Annotated in this window: 12 protein-coding genes; 8 read left to right on the top strand and 4 right to left on the bottom strand. The window is 58.8% G+C overall.

The annotated features are described in order from the left end of the window. The first annotated feature begins 42 nt into the window (after positions 1–42). Together QUD34_RS13270 and QUD34_RS13265 are read left to right on the top strand one after the other, a co-directional pair. Positions 43–5190, top strand: coding sequence for a multicopper oxidase domain-containing protein (locus QUD34_RS13270; protein ID WP_286354191.1), 5148 nt, complete (start codon positions 43–45; stop codon positions 5188–5190). Between the two features lie 181 nt (positions 5191–5371). Beyond that, a complete protein-coding gene (locus tag QUD34_RS13265; protein ID WP_286354190.1) occupies positions 5372–9541 on the top strand; it encodes a beta strand repeat-containing protein in 4170 nt (1389 codons plus the stop codon). Between the two features lie 110 nt (positions 9542–9651). Here QUD34_RS13265 and QUD34_RS13260 read toward each other — a convergent pair whose 3' ends face one another. Further along, positions 9652–9903, bottom strand: coding sequence for a hypothetical protein (locus QUD34_RS13260; RefSeq protein WP_286354189.1), 252 nt, complete (start codon positions 9901–9903; stop codon positions 9652–9654). Between the two features lie 295 nt (positions 9904–10198). Here QUD34_RS13260 and QUD34_RS13255 point away from each other — a divergent pair, with 295 nt between their 5' ends. From QUD34_RS13255 to QUD34_RS13235, 6 genes are all read left to right on the top strand, one after another. Then, a complete protein-coding gene (locus QUD34_RS13255; protein WP_286354188.1) occupies positions 10199–11566 on the top strand; it encodes a lipopolysaccharide biosynthesis protein in 1368 nt (455 codons plus the stop codon). 52 nt (positions 11567–11618) lie between these two features. Beyond that, positions 11619–12887 carry an O-antigen polymerase gene (locus QUD34_RS13250; protein WP_286354187.1) on the top strand — a complete coding sequence of 423 codons (1269 nt, stop codon included), beginning with the start codon at positions 11619–11621 and terminating at the stop codon, positions 12885–12887. 90 nt (positions 12888–12977) lie between these two features. Next, the gene (locus QUD34_RS15195; protein ID WP_375379983.1) at positions 12978–13277 is read left to right on the top strand and encodes a transposase; all 300 of its coding nucleotides are present in this window, start codon (positions 12978–12980) and stop codon (positions 13275–13277) included. A 237-nt stretch (positions 13278–13514) separates the two neighbouring features. Then, positions 13515–13673 (top strand): hypothetical protein, encoded by a 159-nt coding sequence (locus QUD34_RS13240; protein ID WP_286354186.1) that lies wholly within the window; start codon positions 13515–13517, stop codon positions 13671–13673. Between the two features lie 15 nt (positions 13674–13688). Next, positions 13689–14087 carry an integrase core domain-containing protein gene (locus QUD34_RS15190; protein ID WP_375379982.1) on the top strand — a complete coding sequence of 133 codons (399 nt, stop codon included), beginning with the start codon at positions 13689–13691 and terminating at the stop codon, positions 14085–14087. Positions 14088–14168: 81 nt separating this feature from the next. Beyond that, the gene (locus tag QUD34_RS13235; RefSeq protein WP_286354185.1) at positions 14169–14852 is read left to right on the top strand and encodes a class I SAM-dependent methyltransferase; all 684 of its coding nucleotides are present in this window, start codon (positions 14169–14171) and stop codon (positions 14850–14852) included. A 415-nt stretch (positions 14853–15267) separates the two neighbouring features. Here QUD34_RS13235 and QUD34_RS13230 read toward each other — a convergent pair whose 3' ends face one another. The 3 genes from QUD34_RS13230 to QUD34_RS13220 form a co-directional block, all read right to left on the bottom strand. Further along, the gene (locus tag QUD34_RS13230; protein WP_286354184.1) at positions 15268–15423 is read right to left on the bottom strand and encodes a hypothetical protein; all 156 of its coding nucleotides are present in this window, start codon (positions 15421–15423) and stop codon (positions 15268–15270) included. A 421-nt stretch (positions 15424–15844) separates the two neighbouring features. After that, positions 15845–16978 carry a glycosyltransferase family 4 protein gene (locus QUD34_RS13225; protein WP_286354183.1) on the bottom strand — a complete coding sequence of 378 codons (1134 nt, stop codon included), beginning with the start codon at positions 16976–16978 and terminating at the stop codon, positions 15845–15847. Further along, a complete protein-coding gene (locus QUD34_RS13220) occupies positions 16975–17817 on the bottom strand; it encodes an NAD-dependent epimerase/dehydratase family protein (protein WP_286354182.1) in 843 nt (280 codons plus the stop codon). Before QUD34_RS13220 ends, QUD34_RS13225 begins: the two co-directional genes overlap by 4 nt. Positions 17818–18039 lie beyond the last annotated feature (222 nt).

The following is an 18039-nucleotide window of genomic DNA, read 5'->3' as shown; positions in this document are numbered from 1 at the left end:
TCCGATCTTCCATTCAGTTCCATTTCCAAAGCGAGGTGCACCATGCTGAAGAGGCTCAACCGTCTGCTGGCGCTCGCCGTGGCCCTGTTCACGGGGTTCGGCCTGCAGGCTGACACGACCGAGGTGGCCAACCGCACGGCGGCCCCCACCAAGGGCGGCGACAAGAACGCCATCATCGAGCGGGCCACCCGCCGGCGCACCCTGGCCAACGCCCGGGCGGCCGCCGCGGCCCGCACGCAGGCTGCCCTCAAGGCCAAGGGCGGGAAGATCGATCCCCTGGCCCTGGGCCAGAACCCGATCAACGCGCTAGCCTCCAAGGGCACCGCGGGCCTGGCCCCCAAGGGCGTGGAACAGCTGGCCGTTCCCGGCCCCGGCTTCCAGTTGGCCCAGCCCGACTACATGTTCGGCACCGCCAGCAACTGGCACAACACCAAGCCCATCCACAAGTTCGTGGATACGCTGCCGGGCCTGGGCGCCGCCAATGCCAACAACCTGGGGAACTTCATCCCCGTGGCCAAGCCCATTCCCGGCGTCTTCAACGACGGCTCCGACTACTACGAGATCGCCGTCGAGCAGTACACCCAGAAGCTGCACTCCGAGCTGGACCCCACCCGCCTCCGCGGTTACCGGGACCTGAATCCCTCCGCCGAGAGCACGGCGAACGGCGCCAACAGCTCGAACTACCTCGGGCCCGTCATCATCGCCAAGCGCGATCGGCCTGTGCGCGTGAAGATGTTCAACCAGCTGCCCACGGGCACCGCAGGTGACCTGTTCATCCCGGTGGATACCACCATGATGGGCGCCGGTGTGGGCCCGCTGGGCAACGCCGCCATCGGTACTGGGCTCTACACCCAGAACCGTGCCGAGTTCCATCTCCACGGCGGACTCAACCCCTGGATCAGCGACGGCACGCCCCACCAGTGGGTGACGCCCGCCGGGGAGGTCACCAGCTACCAGAAGGGTGCCTCCTTCCAGAATGTGCCCGACATGGGCGCCGGCACCCCCGGGGACGGCATCGCCACCTACTACTGGACCAACCAGCAGAGCGGCCGGTTCATGTTCTACCACGACCACTCCTTCGGTCTCACCCGCCTGAATGTGTATGCCGGCGAGGCCGCCGGGTACATGATCGTCGACCCGGTGGACGACAAGCTCATCAACGCGGGCGTCATCCCCAGCAACGGCGATCCCAACGGCGTCTACCGATATGGCATCCCCCTCATCATCCAGGACAAGACCTTCGTCAACACCGCCACCCTGGGCACCGTCGGCGTCGTGGGCGGCACCGACCCCACCTGGGATGTGACCAAGTACGGCGGCGATGGCAGCCTCTGGTATCCCCATGTCTACATGGTCAACCAGAACCCCGCCGACATCTCCGGCGCCAACGGCATGGGCCGGTGGGACTACGGCCCGTGGTTCTGGCCCCCGGTGACCGCCGCCGCCGGCCTGCAGCACGGCGCGGAGCCCATTCCCGGTGATCCCAACGGCACCGAGTACCCCGGCACGCCCAACCCCTCGCTGGTCCCCGAAGCGTTCATGGATACGCCGGTGATCAACGGCACGCCCTATCCCAAGATCACCGTCCAGCCCAAGGCCTATCGCTTCCGCATCCTGAACGCCGCCAACGACCGGTTCTGGAACCTGTCCTTCTTCAAGGCGGACGCCTCGGGCACGGAAGTCTCCATGGTGCCGGCCGTTCCCCACGATCCGGCCGATCCCACCTGGCCGGCCACCTGGCCCACGGATGGTCGTCTCGGCGGCGTGCCGGATCCCACCACCGCAGGCCCCTCCCTCATCCAGATCGGCAATGAGAGCGGCTACCTCCCCTCGCCCGTGGTGATCGCCCCGCAGCCCGTCGGCTACAACTACAACCGCCGGGACATCGTGGTGCTCAATGTGCAGGACAAAGCCCTCTTCCTCGGCCCCGCGGAACGCGCCGATGTGATCGTGGACTTCTCGGCCTTCGCGGGCCAGAAGCTCATCCTCTACAACGACTCCCCGGCCCCCGTGCCCGCCTTCGATACGCGCTTCGACTACTACACCGGCTGCCCCGACCAGACCGACACCGGTGGCGCGGCGCCCACCCTGCCGGGCTTCGGCCCCAACACCCGCACCCTCATGCTGTTCGAGGTGGCCGCGGCCACGCCCGATCCGGCCTTCGACATGGCAGCCCTCAACGCGGCCTTCCAGTCCACCGCGACTTCCAACGGCGCCTTCGCCGAGTCCCAGCACCTGCCCATCGTGCCCCAGGTCGCCTACAACAGCGCCCTGAACAAGGCCGTGGCCAAGGATGTCTATGCCCGCATCCAGGATTGGCAGTTCCGCACGCCCTTCCCCGCCATGGAGAACGGCGACCTCATCCAGCCCTACATGGGTTCCAAGGCCATCCAGGAGCTGTTCGAGCTGGACTACGGCCGCATGAACGCCACCCTCGGCGTGGAAATGCCCTTCACCAACTTCAACATCCAGACCACCATCCCCCTCGGCTACGCGGATCCCGCCACCGAGCAGCTGGTGGACGGCACCACCCAGTACTGGAAGATCACCCACAACGGCGTGGACACCCACCCCGTGCACTTCCATCTCTTCGATGTGCAGATCGTCAACCGCGTGGGCTGGGACGGCGCCGTGCGCCTGCCCGACGCCAACGAGATCGGTTGGAAGGAAACCGTCAAGATGAACCCGCTGGAGGACATCGTCGTCGCCTTCCGGCCCCTGTCCCCCCGGCTGCCCTTCCCCTTGCCCAACAGCCTGCGCTCGCCCAATGTCGTGCAGCCTGACAATGTCAACATCACCGTCACCAACCCGGTGGATGGCAATCCCATCAGCGTGAGCAACGCCGCCAAGGATTTCGGCTGGGAATATGTGTGGCACTGCCACATCCTCGGCCACGAAGAGAACGACTTCATGCGCCCCATGGTGCTGACCGTCGCCACTTCAGCCCCCTCCGCCCCCACCGGACTTACGGCCGCCCTGTCGGCCCCCAGCCGGGCTGAGCTCGCCTGGACGGACAACGCCACGGACGAAACCGGATTCACCATCCAGCGCCGTTCGGGGACCGATCCCTTCGCCACGATCGCCACCGCCGTTCCCAATGTGAGGAGCTACAGCGACCTCACCGTGGTGCCCGGCACGCTCTACGACTACCAGGTCATCGCCTACAACCAGGCGGGCGACTCCGCTCCGTCCAACATCGCCGGGGTCAACACCCCCAGCACGGTCCAGATTTCCGGCACCGTCTTCACCTTCGATGGCGTCAGCAACCTGCCCAAGGCCGGCGTGCTGCTCACCTTCGCCAGCGCCGGCGTCACCACCGCCACCGCCACCACCGACGCCGCAGGCGCCTACACCGTGGCCGTTCCCTATGCCTGGACCGGCACCATCACCCCGGCACTCGCGGGCTTTGCCTTCACCCCCGCCAGCCGCACCTACACTGCCCTCAACGCCAACCAGACGGGCCAGGACTTCCAGGCCCGCGCCGTGGCCACCCTCAGCGGCACCGTGACTGTCGGCGGCCTGCCCCTGGCCGGTGCCACCGTCACCCTCAGCAATGCAGGCGGCTCCGCCGTCACCAATGCCCTCGGCGCTTATTCCGCCGTCGTCAACAGCGGCTGGACTGGCACTGCCACCGTCACCCTGGCCGGCTACATCTTCGCTCCGGCTTCCCGCACCTACAGCAATGTCGTGACCGACCAGGCGGCCCAGGATTACGCGGCCACGGCCGTGGTGGCCATTTCCGGCACCATCGCCAATGGCGCCACCCCGGTGGCGGGCGTCACCCTCACGGCCAGCACCGGCTCCACCGTCACCACCGATGCCGCCGGCAACTACACGATGGTTCTGCCCTCGCCTTTCACCGGCACGATCACGCCTTCCAAGCTGGACTTCGCCTTCACCCCGGCCTCGCGCTCCTATGCCGCGGTCACCGTGGACCAGACCGTCCAGAACTACAACGCCGCCGCCATCGTCACGCTCTCCGGGACGGTCACCAACGGCGCCACCGGCCTCGCCGGCGTCACCCTCACCGCCAGCACCGGCCAGACCGCCACCACGGACGCCGCCGGCAGCTACAGCCTCACCCTGCCGTCCCCCTTTAGCGGCACGCTGACGCCCTCGATGGCCGGCTTCATCTTCACCCCGGCCTCCCGGACCTACGCCGCCACCGCGGTGGACCAGACGGCTCAGAACTTTGCCGCCACCGCCGTGATCACCGTCTCGGGCCAGGTCACCCTCAATGCGGTGGGCCTCTCCGGTGCGACCATCACCTTCAGCACGGGCCAGACGGTCTCTACGGATGCCAATGGCAATTACGCCGTGGTCGTCGCCTCGCCCTACACCGGCACCATCACGGCCGCCAAGGCGGGCTACTTCCTGACGCCGCTGTCCCTGAGCCTGGTGGGCAGCACCGTGAATCAGCCCAACCAGAACTTCACGGCCGTCAACGCCATCGCGGTCTACGGCCTCGTCACCACCAATGCCGTGCCGCCCGTGCCTCTGGCCGGCGTCACCATGACCTTCAGCAACGGCGCCGGCACGGCCGTCACGGATGTCAATGGTCTCTACACGCACTATGTCCCCTCCGGCTGGAGCGGATCCGTCACGCCGTCCCTGGTGGGCTGGGTCTTCTCTCCCGGCCAGCGGAACCTGACCAATGTCACCGCCAGCCCTGCGGGCCAGAACTTCACCGCAGGCCAGACCTTCCTGGTATCCGGCACCATCACTTCCAACGGTGCAGGCCTGGCGGGTGTGAGAGTGGCCCTCAGCAACGGCGGCAGCGCAGTCAACACGGATGCCACCGGTGCCTACAGCCTCTATGTCCGGGCCGGTTGGACGGGCACCATCACGCCCACCCTGCGCGGCTACTCCTTCAGCCCCGCCTCCGTGACCGTCAGCACGCCCTTGGCCGGCGCCCTGAGTCAGAACTTCACCACGATCCAGTCCATCTCCGGACGGGCCAGGATCCAGGTCAACGGACAGAATGTCGGACTTCCCGGCGTGACCATCACCCTCAGCACGGGTGGCTCCACGGTCACAGATGTCAATGGCAACTTCACGCTCCAGGTCCCCACCGGTTGGACCGGAAGCCTCTCGGCTTCGGATGGCGGCGTGCATGTCTGGACGCCCGCGACCTTCAGCTACACCAACCTGATCACCAATGTGACCGGGCTGAGGTTCAACGGACAGTAACCCGTTCCCCCCCGGGCGGAGCGATCCGCCCGGGGACTGCGGTTCCAGTACCCAACCTGCTTGATGGCATCAAACCACGGATGGGGAAGGGAGCGATTCCTTCCCCATTTCTTTGCACCACGACCTTCAAATCACGGATTTCCCTCGGGATGATCGCAACCCGGGGCTCAGGGAGTCGCCCATGTCCTCTACCCTCATCCGGCGGAACACCTTTCGTGAGGCTCTCGTGGCCATCGCGCTGGGAGGGCTGGGGACGCTGCTGCAGGTCGCTTGCGGGGGAGGCGGCGGCGGCGGGACGACGGTGGTTCCACCCCCTCCGGTCCCGACCATCACCAGCTTCGCGGCCGCCAAGAGCCCTATCACGCTCGGGGCCTCCACGACCCTGACCGGCGTGTTCGCCAACGGGACCGGCACAGTGGACAAGGGCGTCGGCGCCCTCGCCAGCGGCGTCGCCGTGTCGGTGAGCCCTTCCACCGACACCACCTACACCCTCACGGTGACGAACAGCGCCGGTGTGCCGGCCACCGCCACGGCCCAGGTGGTCGTGGTGCCCGCACCCACCATGCCCGTCGTCACGGCTCCGGCCCAGGTCACGGCCGGGCAGGGGGGCTATGTCGCCACCGTTCCGGCCCAGGCCGGATCCAGCTATGCCTGGACCCTCACCAACGGCACGATCACTGCCGGCGCGGGGACCCCCAGCATCCTCTTCACGGCAGGTACCACGGGAAGCGTCGGGTTGAGCTGCGTCGTCATCAACGCCGCAGGCACGGCCTCCGCGGCTGGCATCGCCAACTCAGCCATCGTGGCGGTCCCCTCGACGCCAGTGATCACCCTGCCGGCCACCGTCACCGCGGGTCAGGCGGGCTACACCGCCTCCACGCCCACCCAGGCGGGCATGTCGTTCGCCTGGACCATCACCAACGGCACGATCACCTCCAGCACCACGGGTGCCTCCGTGACCTTCAGTGCGGGGACTGCGGGCTCCGTCGCCTTGAGCTGCGTGGCGACCAATACGATCGGGGCCTCCTCGGCGGCCGGGGCGGCCAGCGCCGCCATCGTGGCCCCCCCCACCTCGCCGGTGATCACTTCTCCGGCGAATGTCACGGCGGGACGGTCCGGTTACACGGCTTCGGTCCCGGCTCAGGCGGGTTCCTCGTACGCCTGGACTGCGACCAACGGCACGATTACAGCCGGCGCGGGCACCCCCGGCATCACCTTTACGGCCGGCGCCTCGGGTTCCGTCGGTTTGAGCTGTGTGGTCACCAACGCCGCCGGCACCCCCTCCACGGCCGGTACCGCCAGCGCGACCATCGTGGCCGCCCCGGCGGCCCCGGTCATCACGGCACCCGCGAATGTCACCGCCGGACAGGCAGGCTACACGGCCTCCACGCCCGCCCAGGCGGGCATGTCGTTCGCCTGGAGCATCACCAACGGCACGATCACTTCGGGCAGCACCGGCACCAGCGTGACCTTCACGGCCGGGTCCTCGGGCTCCGTGGGCCTCAGCTGCGTGGCCACCAATGCGGCGTCGACCGCTGCCACGGGGAATGCCAACAGCGCCATCGTGGCTGCGCCGGTGACGCCCGCGGTCACAGCGCCAGCCTATGTCACGGCAGGCCAGGCCGGGTACACCGCCTCCGTTCCGGCCCAGGTGGGCTCCAGCTACGCCTGGACCGTCACCAACGGCACAGTCACGGCTGGCGCGGGAACGGCCGGCATCACCTTCACGGCAGGCGCCACGGGTTCCGTCGGACTGAGCTGCGTGGTCACGAACGCCGCCAGCACCGCCTCGGCGCCCGGAACGGCCAGCGCGGCCATCGTGGCCGTCCCGGCGGCCCCGGTCATCACGGCACCGGCGAATGTCACGGCCGGGCAGGCAGGCTACACAGCCTCCACGCCGGCCCAGAGCGGAATGACCCTCGCTTGGAGGATCACCAACGGCACGATCACTTCGGGCAGCACCGGCACCAGCGTGACCTTCACGGCCGGAGCCTCGGGCTCTGTGAGCCTCAGCTGCGTGGCGACCAATGCGGCGTCCACTACCGCCACGGGAACTGCCAGCAGCACCATCGTGGCTGCGCCGGCGACGCCCGCGGTCACCGCGCCAGCCTATGTCACCGCGAGCCAGGCCGGGTACACCGCCTCCGTTCCGACCCAGGCTGGCTCCAGCTATGCCTGGACCGTCACCAACGGCACGGTCACGGCCGGCGCGGGAACGGCCAGCATCACCTTCACGGCAGGGGGGTCGGGCTTTGTGACCTTCAGCTGCACCGTGACCAATACGGCCAACACGGCTTCCGCCCCTGGGGCGGCCAGCTCGACCATCACGCCGGCCCCGACCACGCCGTCCCTCACCGTCCCGGCCAACATCACGGCCAATCAGGTGGGCACGGCCCAGTCCGTTCCCGCCCAGTCCGGCTCCTCGTACGCCTGGACCTTGACCAACGGCAGCATCGTGTCCGGGAACGGAACGAACATCCTCACCTTCCGCGCGGGGGCCACCGGCACCGTGGGTTTCAGCTGCACCGTCACCAATCTGGCTGGAACGGACTCCGCCCCGGGAACCGCCAGCAGTGCCATCGCCCCGGCACCCACGGCACCGGTCATTTCGACTCCCGCCTATGTGACCGCCGGCAAGGGCGGCTATGCCGCCTCGGTGCCCGCCCAGGGCGGGATGACGCTGACCTGGACCATTTCCGGCGGCACGATCACTTCTGGCACCACGGGCACGAACATCACCTTCTCCGCGGGGGGGACGGGGTCCGTATTCCTGAGCTGCAAGGCTGCCAATGCCGCTGGAACCTCCGCCACGGGCAGCGCCAGCAGCGCCATCGTACCTTTCCCGACCATCTCCCAGCTGTCGGCCAGCCCCGCCGATGTGGCGTCGGGTGGAGCTTCCACCCTCTCCTATGCCTTCGCGGGAGGAACCGGCCTCATCAACCAGGGCGTGGGGGCGGTCACCAGCGGCGGCAGCTCCGTGGTCCACCCCGCCGGCACCACGACCTATACCTTGACGGTCACCAATCCGGCCGGGGATCCCACCACCGATACGGTGACGGTCACCGTGGGCGCCTTGCCGAACATCAGCACCTTCAAGGCGGGCCCCACCACCATCACCCAGGGCCAGGGGAGCCTGCTGACCTTCACCTTCACGGGGGATGGCGTCGTCGATCACGGCGTGGGTCCCGTCACCAGCGGTAGTCAGATCGCCGTGTTCCCCGTGGCGACCACCACCTACACCCTCACGGCCACCAATGCCGTCGGCGCCACTACCACGGCCGTGGCGACGGTCACGGTGAAGGCTTTCACCGGCAAGTTCGTGTATGTGGCGAACTCCGGCGGCGGCATCTCCGGGTTCTCCCTGAATGAGACCACCGGCGCGCTCGTTGAGCTGGGCAATTCGCCCTTCGATGACGGAACCCCCGCGCTGCATGTCACCAGCGACCCCGAGGGCAAGTTCCTCTTCGCGGTCAACGGGGATGGGCTCAACCAGCGTCCGAATACCCTCACCGTTTTTAAGATCGACTCCACCACGGGCGACCTGACGGAAGTGGCCGCCTATCCCACGGACCCCAATCCCTGGGCCTCGACCGTGGATCCCACGGGCCAGTTCGTCTATGTGCGGTGCGATGGCCTGATCTCCTCCTATGGTCTGAACGCCGTCAGCGGAGCCCTGACCGCCCTGGGTTCCGTCGCCGCCTCCGGAGGCACGGGCGAGGTGCTGATCCACCCCTCTGGCCGGTGGCTCTTCACGGTGGGGCGGACTTCCGACCAGTTGCAGGTCTTCGAACTGAATCCCGGCACCGGGGCCCTCAGCCTGAACGGCGGCACCACCCTGCCCACCGGCACCGGTCCGCTGGCCCTGGCCCTCAGCCACAGCGGGGAGTACCTCTTCACCAAGAGCGAAGGTGCCGCCGGGGGCGCGGCCCAGGAGTGCATCGTCTACGGCTATTACCTGGATCTGCAGACCGGCGGCCTCATGCCACTGGCCGCCACCGACACCGGCACGACCCAGGCGGATACCTTCCACGGGGTCTCCGCCAACCCCACCCAGCCCGTCATCTACATCACCCTCTCCACCACGGATAACGACTACGCAGCCTACGCCCTGAATCTGGTCACGGGTGCCCTCTCCCCCTTGACCGGCAGCACCTATGCGCTGTTCGGGGGCACCGGCTCGGACAACCTGATGGTCAGCCGCAACGGCCTGTGGGGCTTCATGACCGACTACTGGGGCAACCGGATCGCCGTCGGCGCCATCGACCCCGCCACCGGCGTCCTGCTCAGCCCCACTTTCCACACCGCTGGGGCCTCCCCCGTGTCCGTGACCGTGGTGGGAACGGTGCAGTAGCGGAAGGTCCCAAAAATCGGTAATTAATTTATAAGGATCAAAGTCCCTGCACCGTTCCTTTTGAATTGACCGGAAATTCCAACGAATTTATTCAGCGAAGTGCAGGAGGTCTACCGGCCCAGGGTGTGGTCATCAGCAATAAGCACATCGAGGTGATCATCTGCCAGATGATATGCTGGGGCCTGATCACCGATGGGGGCGGCACCCCGCTCATCGTTGAGGAGAAGGTGGACAAGCACCGCTTCAAGGAGATCAACGAGCAGACCCTCACCGAGGCGGTCCTGGAAGGCCGCGTGGACTACGCGTACGGTTTCAAGGGGAAGGCCATCTCTGAGTCGCCAGATCACCACGGGCATCGGCATGGCCCACTTCGCAACCTGGAGATCGAGCCACCTGGAGCGAACTCCAGAACGGTAAGAACTTCGATAACGAACACGCCAGCACGGCGCGGCATGTCGAAGAACTCCAGGGGATGACCGAGATCGACGGTGAAGAGCTGTAGACTCCAGTCTTTCTTGTTTTAAATGGAGTGCAAGACGGCTGAAAACCGGGCCGAATCGTGGACCAGTAGCCTGTGGGTGCTTGGTTAGGGTGGTTTGGTCCATCTATCCTGATAAGATTGTGCGCAGGAAGGACCCAAAATCGGGAAGCACAGGCATGTCCATCCAGAGGGTGGGTCACAGCCTCAACGCGTTCGATGTTAAATGGATGGTCGATAATTACAACATGATTAAATTTTTATCTAAAAGTATCAATAGTCCACTGGCCAAATCCACCTTGCTCTACACTGGGGGGGATGCCATTGGCAAAGCCATTCCATTTTTCTTGCTTCCGATAGTAACAAAGTACTTAACGACAACGGACTTTGGTATTCTCTCCAATTTTAGCGTGGCTGTACAAATTTTCACTGCCATTTGCGCCTTGAACACTTATTCGGCATTGACGGTATCGTACTTTTCTCTGAAGGAAGAAGAGCGAGCGTCTTACATTTCAAATTTAATTTATTTAATATGTTTATTGGCATTTGCGTGTCTTTTGGTCGTTGTTATATTTTCAGATTTGATTGCTCAGCGGCTTGGTATTTCATTACTGTGGCAGATCCTTGCGATCGTTTCCTCGCTTGCAACAAGCATCTTCATGTTGCATACCTCAGTATTGCGAATGGAGAAGCGCCCAATAATGTTTAGTAGTATTCAGATATTTCAGGCCTTGATCGCAGGTCTTCTGGCCATCTATTTTGTGGTGATTCTGAAGTGGAATTGGCAGGGAAGAGTTTTAAGCATGGTTGGGGGTAGCATTCTTTCTGTAATAGTTAGTTTGTGGTTGCTAATGAAAGAACGACATATTTTTACAAAAATCGATGTGAAAAACATAAAAGAGGCTTTTTCTTTTGGTCTTCCATTGTTGCCACACACTTTATCCTTCTGGTTCAAGTCGGGAGTGGATAAAATCATTCTAACGAATATCGTGAGCTTATCCGCAAATGGGGTATATTCTATTGCTCTGACTTTAGTCAGTGTAATAGGGATTTTTACGGGGTCATTCTTTAATGCCTATTCTCCTTTAATGTACAAAGACTTAAGCTTGATCGATCAAGTCAGTCATACCGAAAGTATAGAGTTGAAGCTAAAGCTTGTCAAAATATCGTATTTATTTTCGTGTCTATTGATAACGGTTTGTTTTGGGTGCTATTTTATGATGAGCTGGATAATTCCGATATTCTTTAGGGGTGATTATTTGGGCGCCCTTAGGGTACTCCCATTCCTCATGTTGACGCTGTTTTTTGAAGGAATGTATTCCATTGTTTCTGGATATATATTTTATCGCAAAAAGACAAAAGTTCTAGGCTCCATCACATTTGGCTCATCACTACTTCAAATGGCGCTTACGATTGTTTTGGTTAAGCGATTTGGTATCATGGGGGCGGCATATTCGAGTGTTCTGGTATCTATTACAACATTTTTGTTGGTCTTCGGGTACGCCAACACACTCTATGAGCTACCATGGCTCCTAAGGCGGAGATAAGGAATGAGATGATCTAAAATGCAAAATTTGCAATCGAAAGGATGTCCTTAAAATGTTGTTACTGATTTATTTTGTTTTAATATACTTTTTATTCCATCTGAAAAGGGGAGCTTCCCCGGGAAGCTTTCTTGTTATTCTTTATGCAATTTCATTGATTTGTGCAGTCGTGATTGGCTATGATTATTTCCCGGACACTTACTTTAAAGTATTTAATTTGGTTTTCATGGCTGCGATGCTTACCCTTCTGTTTATGCCGTGGAATCGATTTAAATATACATCACTCATCGCTGACCCCGACCCGGATAGAGTGAATCGTTTGGCCAAGATTCTCTTGCTTATTAATTCTGTAGTATTCGTTGTCTGCCTAATCTTTATTTATTATGTTTTTACGCATGTGACGGATTATTCGGAATTTAAAAATGGTATGGACAGTGAGGGGGTGATCGGGCAGATGCCAATCAATCATTTACTTTGGTTGCTGGCGATATATTTGTGTCCTACATCCTATTTTTTAGTGCCATTACATTTTTACTACCTAAAACAGAGGAACTATAAATATTCTATACTTGCACTTCTATTCTCATTGAACATCATATTAAACGGGATCACCCACTTCAGTCGATCCGGATTTTTGGTATTCTTCGTTATGTATATTGTGTATGTTCCATTTTATTATCCACAGTTTGCAACTAAAGCAAAACATATAATGAAGTTTGCCAGTGCTCTTGTCGCCGGATTAGCTGCGATGGTGTTCTATATTATCACGGCCAGCCGATTTGTAGATGCCCTGCAGTACCTTGAAAGTGCATCAACCCAATCTCGCATTGAAAACCCGATTCTACTGAGCCTCCTTGATTATTTTTCGCAATGGTACAAAAATTGTAATGAAGTAATGTCTTTGTATGTATTTAATCCTCTTTATGGAGAACTGTCAGCATCCTTGCCGTTGACATTCGGAAACAAAATGAATTTAATTGATTATCCAGCAGGGCGAGTTGAAGCCAAATTATACACTCTGTGGGGCACACATTTTGATGGATTCAATGGCTTGATTTCTGATTTGCTGTTTGACTTTGGGTATATGGGCACACTTTTTTGTATTCTAGCCTATGGTTCATTACTAACCAAGTTTCGCCCTAAAAATGGGGTAATCATGTTTCACCATTTTATCGTTCTTGGGAGTTTATTCGTATTTCCGGCCATGGGCATCACCAGTTCTCAATTGAAAAGTGTCTTTTATGAATTGGCTCTTGTTTATGCTGTAATTATTTATTTTTACTTAAAACCTAAACTTAATGTGTCTACGGCAAGATTCAGATAACCCTGCTCGGAGACTGAACTCAATCGCAAGATGATGCTGATCTCCTCACCCCGACTTGATGTTCTCCCCGTAAATTAGCCCGCCTATTTCGTGGAATCCACCTCAATAAGGAAGAGGAGGAGCCATGAGAAAGAGTGGGTTCAGCGAGGAGCAGATCATCCACGCGCTGAAGGAGCACGAGGCGGGGACAAAGACAGCGGATATCTGCGTCGCCTGGGAGTCTCGGACCAGGCCTTCTACCGGTGGAAGGCGAAGTTCGGCGGCTTTGAGGTCTCGGACGCAAAGCGCCCCAAGCATCTGGAGATCGAGATTGCGAAGCCCCCGCGGAGGCTTGGACAGCGGGATCTCGATATCGAAGCGCTGAGGTCCCTTTTCCTAAAAAATTTCTGAAGCCCGCCGGCCTACGGAAGGCCAGCGGGGCTTTTAGGCGGGCCTGCCGGGTGGGAGGCCATGCGGAGATGCACCTGCCGGTAACGAACGCCGGGAGGGGGTCATGGTGAATCACGAGCGGGTGGAGCGGCTCTGCAACGAGAAGGGCCTGCGGGTGAGGAAGTGAATCCGGAAGCGGATGAAGAGGGTTCCGCACCGGCACTGCAGCCGCCCGTGAAGCCCAATCAGAAATGGGCGATGGACTTCGTGTCGGAGCCATTGGCCGAAGGGCGAGCCATCCGGACCTTGAATGTGGTGGACATCTTTGCGCGGAAGAGGCTGGCCATCGAAGTGGACTTCAGCCTGCCGAGCCTGCGGATGGCCAGGGCGCTGGAGGACCTGATGTGGAAGCCGTGACCTCCAGAGTTGTTGGTGAACGACGATGGCCCAGAGTTCACCCCAGGGCCTTCGAGCAGCGGCGGCACCAGCAGGGGCCTGGTCCGGCACCTAATTTCCAACGGGCGGTTCAGGGATGAGTGCGTGAACGAGAACTGGTTCACGGGCCTTGCAGTAGGCCGGCAGGTGGCCCGAGGATGGCTCCGTGACGACAACCACTACAAACCGCACCGCACCCTCGGGGGATTTCCCCCAGAGGAGTTCGCGAGTCGCTGGGTTGAACTTCGGTCGCCTCCGCCCAGCCCAGCGACGCCACCCCAACCGATCTGGATTCCGCACAACTATCGGGCGAATCATGGGGGATGCCAGACCCTATCTTTCAGATTCGCTATCTTTATTTGGATCCCATTGACAGCAAGACCGGCGAGAAAATAGAAGAGATAAAACTTTTTTGTCGATGCGTATTGATGCGACCATACTTGGCGGTAATCAATTTCGATGATCTGGGGGGGGCTAATGAAAGACGGCATGGCTTCTGATTACTATCAGGCAGAGAAGGGTAAGAATTACGCGATGCGAATTGGTCACAATGACCTGAATCATTTAGGCTATACACTGCAGGCCCAATTATTCCAACCATATCTGACTTCAGAGGATACCGTGTTGGATTTCGGATGTGCCAATGGTTCCTTGGTGGTGGCTTTACGGAAGACTATCAAGAAGATCGAGGGGCTCGAGATCAACGAAACCACTCGTAAAATTGCGCTCTCGCAGGAGATCCATACCTATGGGAGCCTAGAGGAAATCCCTGGAGATAAACGCTACCATAAGATAATTTCTAACCATGTGCTCGAGCACATTCCAAATGCTTATGGAACTTTGTGTGCGCTGCGTGAAAAGCTCCACCCTGGAGGCAAACTTATTGTTGTGGTTCCGATCGAGGATATTCGCCAGAAAGAGAACCGTGTTTGGGTGCCGCACAATCTGGACCGCCATCTTCATACCTGGACACCCCTCCAATTTGGTAACCTACTGGATGAAGCTGGATTAATTCCCGAGCATCTGGACATCATCACCCAGGCCTGGCATCCCAAACTATTCTTCCTGGGCACAGGGGTCCTGCAGCGCCTCGCGGGTTGGATGTTGGCCTCCGTGAAATGCCGAAGGCAATTGCTGGCTGTTGCCTCAAGGCGGAGTTAACATTTTTTGCGTCGCTGGTCTGATGGCCTATTCTATTTGGGTAATTAGATTTTCGACATTTTCTATGGACCATCATCCTGCCACAGAGCCTCCGACAGAAAATCAATCCTATATCGCTGGATAAGACATAGGCGGCTACGGGTTCTCCTTCATTCACTTCTATGCATGCATCATTGCCGAACTGTAAGTGTTAATAGTGGCCCCCAGAAGTCCCTGTCGGTCCTCGATGGCAGGTGGATCACAGTGAATGTAGGGGCAGTTCCGGTCGGGCTCCGCTTCCCTTCGCTGACCCCCCTGCAGCGCTTGGCTCACGGGCCCTCTGGCTTCAGCTAGGCGGTGCCAACCCAGCGTTCGCGATGCTTTATGAGCAGTCCCCTATAGAGCTATAGAGGCGGTCCCGGCCAGCTTGGTTGGGCTAGATGCGGACAGTGCGCCCTCGATGCTTCAACTCCTGGTTCACCCGCTCGCCATGTTTAGCCGTCTGCAGGCGCTTCTGGTGACCAACCCGGATGTTGAGCACGGCCAGCACCGAGTCGAAGTGCTCCTCCAGGCAGGCCACCGCTCCAGGCACGAGGGGAGAACGACCCGTTCCGGGGCTGCGGCAGCCTCAGCTTCAGTGTCCCGATCCATGTCCGAAGCCCCCGCGCCTTCAGCCCGTTCCGGTAGGCGGTGAGTCAGAGCACCCTCTTCGCATACCAGGGCACCCCGAAATGTTCATCGGCCTCTGCCCTGATCAAGCGCCTGCATGACCCCTCTGCGAGCGCCTTCATCCCCTCGCCTCCGTCTACGAACAGACCTTCCCCAAAGCCTCTTCCGGGCTCATGCTTCCCCTCGGCCATCATGTCTTTCATGGTTGCTGATTTAGAACGCAATCAATCTACCGGACTCGTGGTCAACCTCTACTTCAAGGTCCCCAAGCCGGGCCTACAGACGCTTTTATACGCAACCCTGAATTTCGTTAAAACTTAAGGGCAAGCGAGCCATTTGAAGTTTCAATCGGCGCGCTGACCAATGGGTGTGGATATGTCAAATTCAGGGGCAGTACACCCGGCCAGGACCATCTCGATTCGACTGCCAAATACAGCAGTACGATAATTTAGGAGGGCCATATCTCTGTTTCGTATGGCTATTTCAACCAATGGGGTGGGATTCGAGACAAGGTTTCGAATAACTTTCCCGATTGAAGCAGCATCATGAACTCCAATTTCGAATCCGTTTACTCCATCAGTAAATATATCGCGAATTCCCGCTTGGCCGGTGGTCATCACTGCATTGGCAGAAGCATAGGCTTCAAGAATGGAGATGGGTTGGCCTTCAAAATAGCTGGTTGGAAGGCAGAAGACATGAGAGTTAAAAAACAATTCTTGTTTTCTAACATCATCCACCACCCCATGATAAGTGAGTCCAGGTAGCCCCTGGGTGGCATGGATGAATTCAGACTGCTCCTCATCCGAATCAAATTTTCCTGCAAAATCAATATGGATGCATTCTCTGATGGCCTCTTCAAGAAAATGATAGGCATTCAGCAAATCAAGATATCCCTTTCCTCGAGTCATGCCGCTGATATAGAGAATATTTAAGGGGAACAAGTTGTGAAATTTGGTATCAATCTTAGCATTATCGATAAAAAGGTAATCCTGGGCGAAGTTGGGAATGATATGAATTTTTTTGGGATCCAGCATTTCTTCAAATATTGCAACATGAGACTGCCCCGAAATGATGACTCCAGCCATTCGGCGGATGAATATCGCGTTCAGGCGCCTCAGTGTGGGGTGCGTGTCGAAAAGAAGTTGTTTGATTGATCCACCGTGGAGATGGATGTAAAATTTATTCAATTTATTATAACAGATCGAATAAATTAATAAATCTTTGATGTTGCCAAAAAAAGATTCGGAGATGGTGAGATAGAAGACATTAGCTTCGCGCTTCTCCTTCCAGGTTCGATAAAGGTCTTTAGCCACCGCCACCACGCGCCGCCAAGTAAGGGCCCCATCATGTGAACTCGCTGTCGAAAGATTGATTACGGCCACACGATGCTTTTTTTCTAAATGCTCAAGCAGAACCCTGGAAGCTACAGAATGTCCGGTAATCGGCGGTGGCAGCGGTGCAATGAACAGCACTCTCATGGAACCCTCAACATGTCGGCTAGCCCCTCACGGAGGGAAAAACGCGGGGTCCATCCCAAGGCCATACGAGCTGCGGAAATGTCCGCAACGGTGTCCAATATTTCCCCTGGGCGTCTTTCTTCCGCCGATTCGACGGGGAGCGAAGTTCCTAGGACCGCCTGTACTTCTGCGATGAGCTCCGCGACAGAGTGGCTAACACCCGAACCTATGTTAAACACACCACCGCTCGCGTGAGTATCAATTACAGCACTAATTGCGGCCACTAGGTCCTTCACATAGATATAGTCCCGCTTAGGCGCTAGATCTAGTACGCGGATCGGTCCCCCTGCCATTATCTGACTGACGATAGAGGGAACGAGGAAGGCCGTAGACTGCCCTGAACCATAGGCATTAAATGGGCGTAGTACTGTGACCTTCATGCCAAAGGAGTCCATATAAAATTGGCATGCTTTCTCTGAAATCATTTTGGAGAATGCATATGGATTTCGTGCTGCAAGATCAGCAGTCTCTGGGATCGGGAGAAATTTAGGTTCGCCGTACATATAGGAGCTTAAAAACACCAAATGGGCATTTCTACTACGGCAAAACTCAAGGGCCTGCACAGTTCCCATGAAATTGGTTTGCAAGTAACCATCCGAATTGGCCCAACTCTCGGGAACGAAAGTGCGGGCAGCGAGATGGACCACCACCTCTGCATCTGGGAAATTTTGCCAGACATCAGATTCCCAAATGTTACCTTGGGACGAACTCATGGAATGCACCTGATGCCCTTCCGAGGCTAGTTGCACTGTCAGGTGCTTACCAATGAATCCTGTTCCACCGGTCACGATGATGTTCATCACCTGCCCCCAAAAACTGCGCGGGGGAACCGAACAGAATGTGTTCTGGCCATGACAAAACCCTTCTCCTGATGCAAGCGGAGCCGTAATCTCGGTACGGGAACACTCTCCGCGCTCATGTTTACTTCCAATGGGGAACTGCCGTCGTCTCCAAGGTTCTGAACATCCAGTGAAGTCCGTTCATAATTTGCTGGAAGAGGAGTCGGCTTCCAATTTCCGCGA

The organism is Geothrix oryzae, from assembly GCF_030295385.1.
GTDB classification, from domain to species: Bacteria; Acidobacteriota; Holophagae; order Holophagales; family Holophagaceae; genus Geothrix; species Geothrix oryzae.
This window is presented reverse-complemented; position numbering and strand designations above follow the sequence as displayed.

Bases quoted from the DNA above. Each gene is read 5' to 3' on its own strand.
- QUD34_RS13260 (WP_286354189.1), bottom strand. From the start codon at position 9,903: ATGCCGATGCCCGTGGTGATCTGGCGACTCAGAGATGGCCTTCCCCTT.
- QUD34_RS13270 (WP_286354191.1), top strand. From the start codon at position 43: ATGCTGAAGAGGCTCAACCGTCTGCTGGCGCTCGCCGTGGCCCTGTTC.
- QUD34_RS13225 (WP_286354183.1), bottom strand. From the start codon at position 16,978: ATGAGAGTGCTGTTCATTGCACCGCTGCCACCGCCGATTACCGGACAT.
- QUD34_RS13265 (WP_286354190.1), top strand. From the start codon at position 5,372: ATGTCCTCTACCCTCATCCGGCGGAACACCTTTCGTGAGGCTCTCGTG.
- QUD34_RS13235 (WP_286354185.1), top strand. From the start codon at position 14,169: ATGAAAGACGGCATGGCTTCTGATTACTATCAGGCAGAGAAGGGTAAG.
- QUD34_RS13250 (WP_286354187.1), top strand. From the start codon at position 11,619: ATGTTGTTACTGATTTATTTTGTTTTAATATACTTTTTATTCCATCTG.
- QUD34_RS13255 (WP_286354188.1), top strand. From the start codon at position 10,199: ATGTCCATCCAGAGGGTGGGTCACAGCCTCAACGCGTTCGATGTTAAA.
- QUD34_RS13240 (WP_286354186.1), top strand. From the start codon at position 13,515: ATGGACTTCGTGTCGGAGCCATTGGCCGAAGGGCGAGCCATCCGGACC.
- QUD34_RS13220 (WP_286354182.1), bottom strand. From the start codon at position 17,817: ATGAACATCATCGTGACCGGTGGAACAGGATTCATTGGTAAGCACCTG.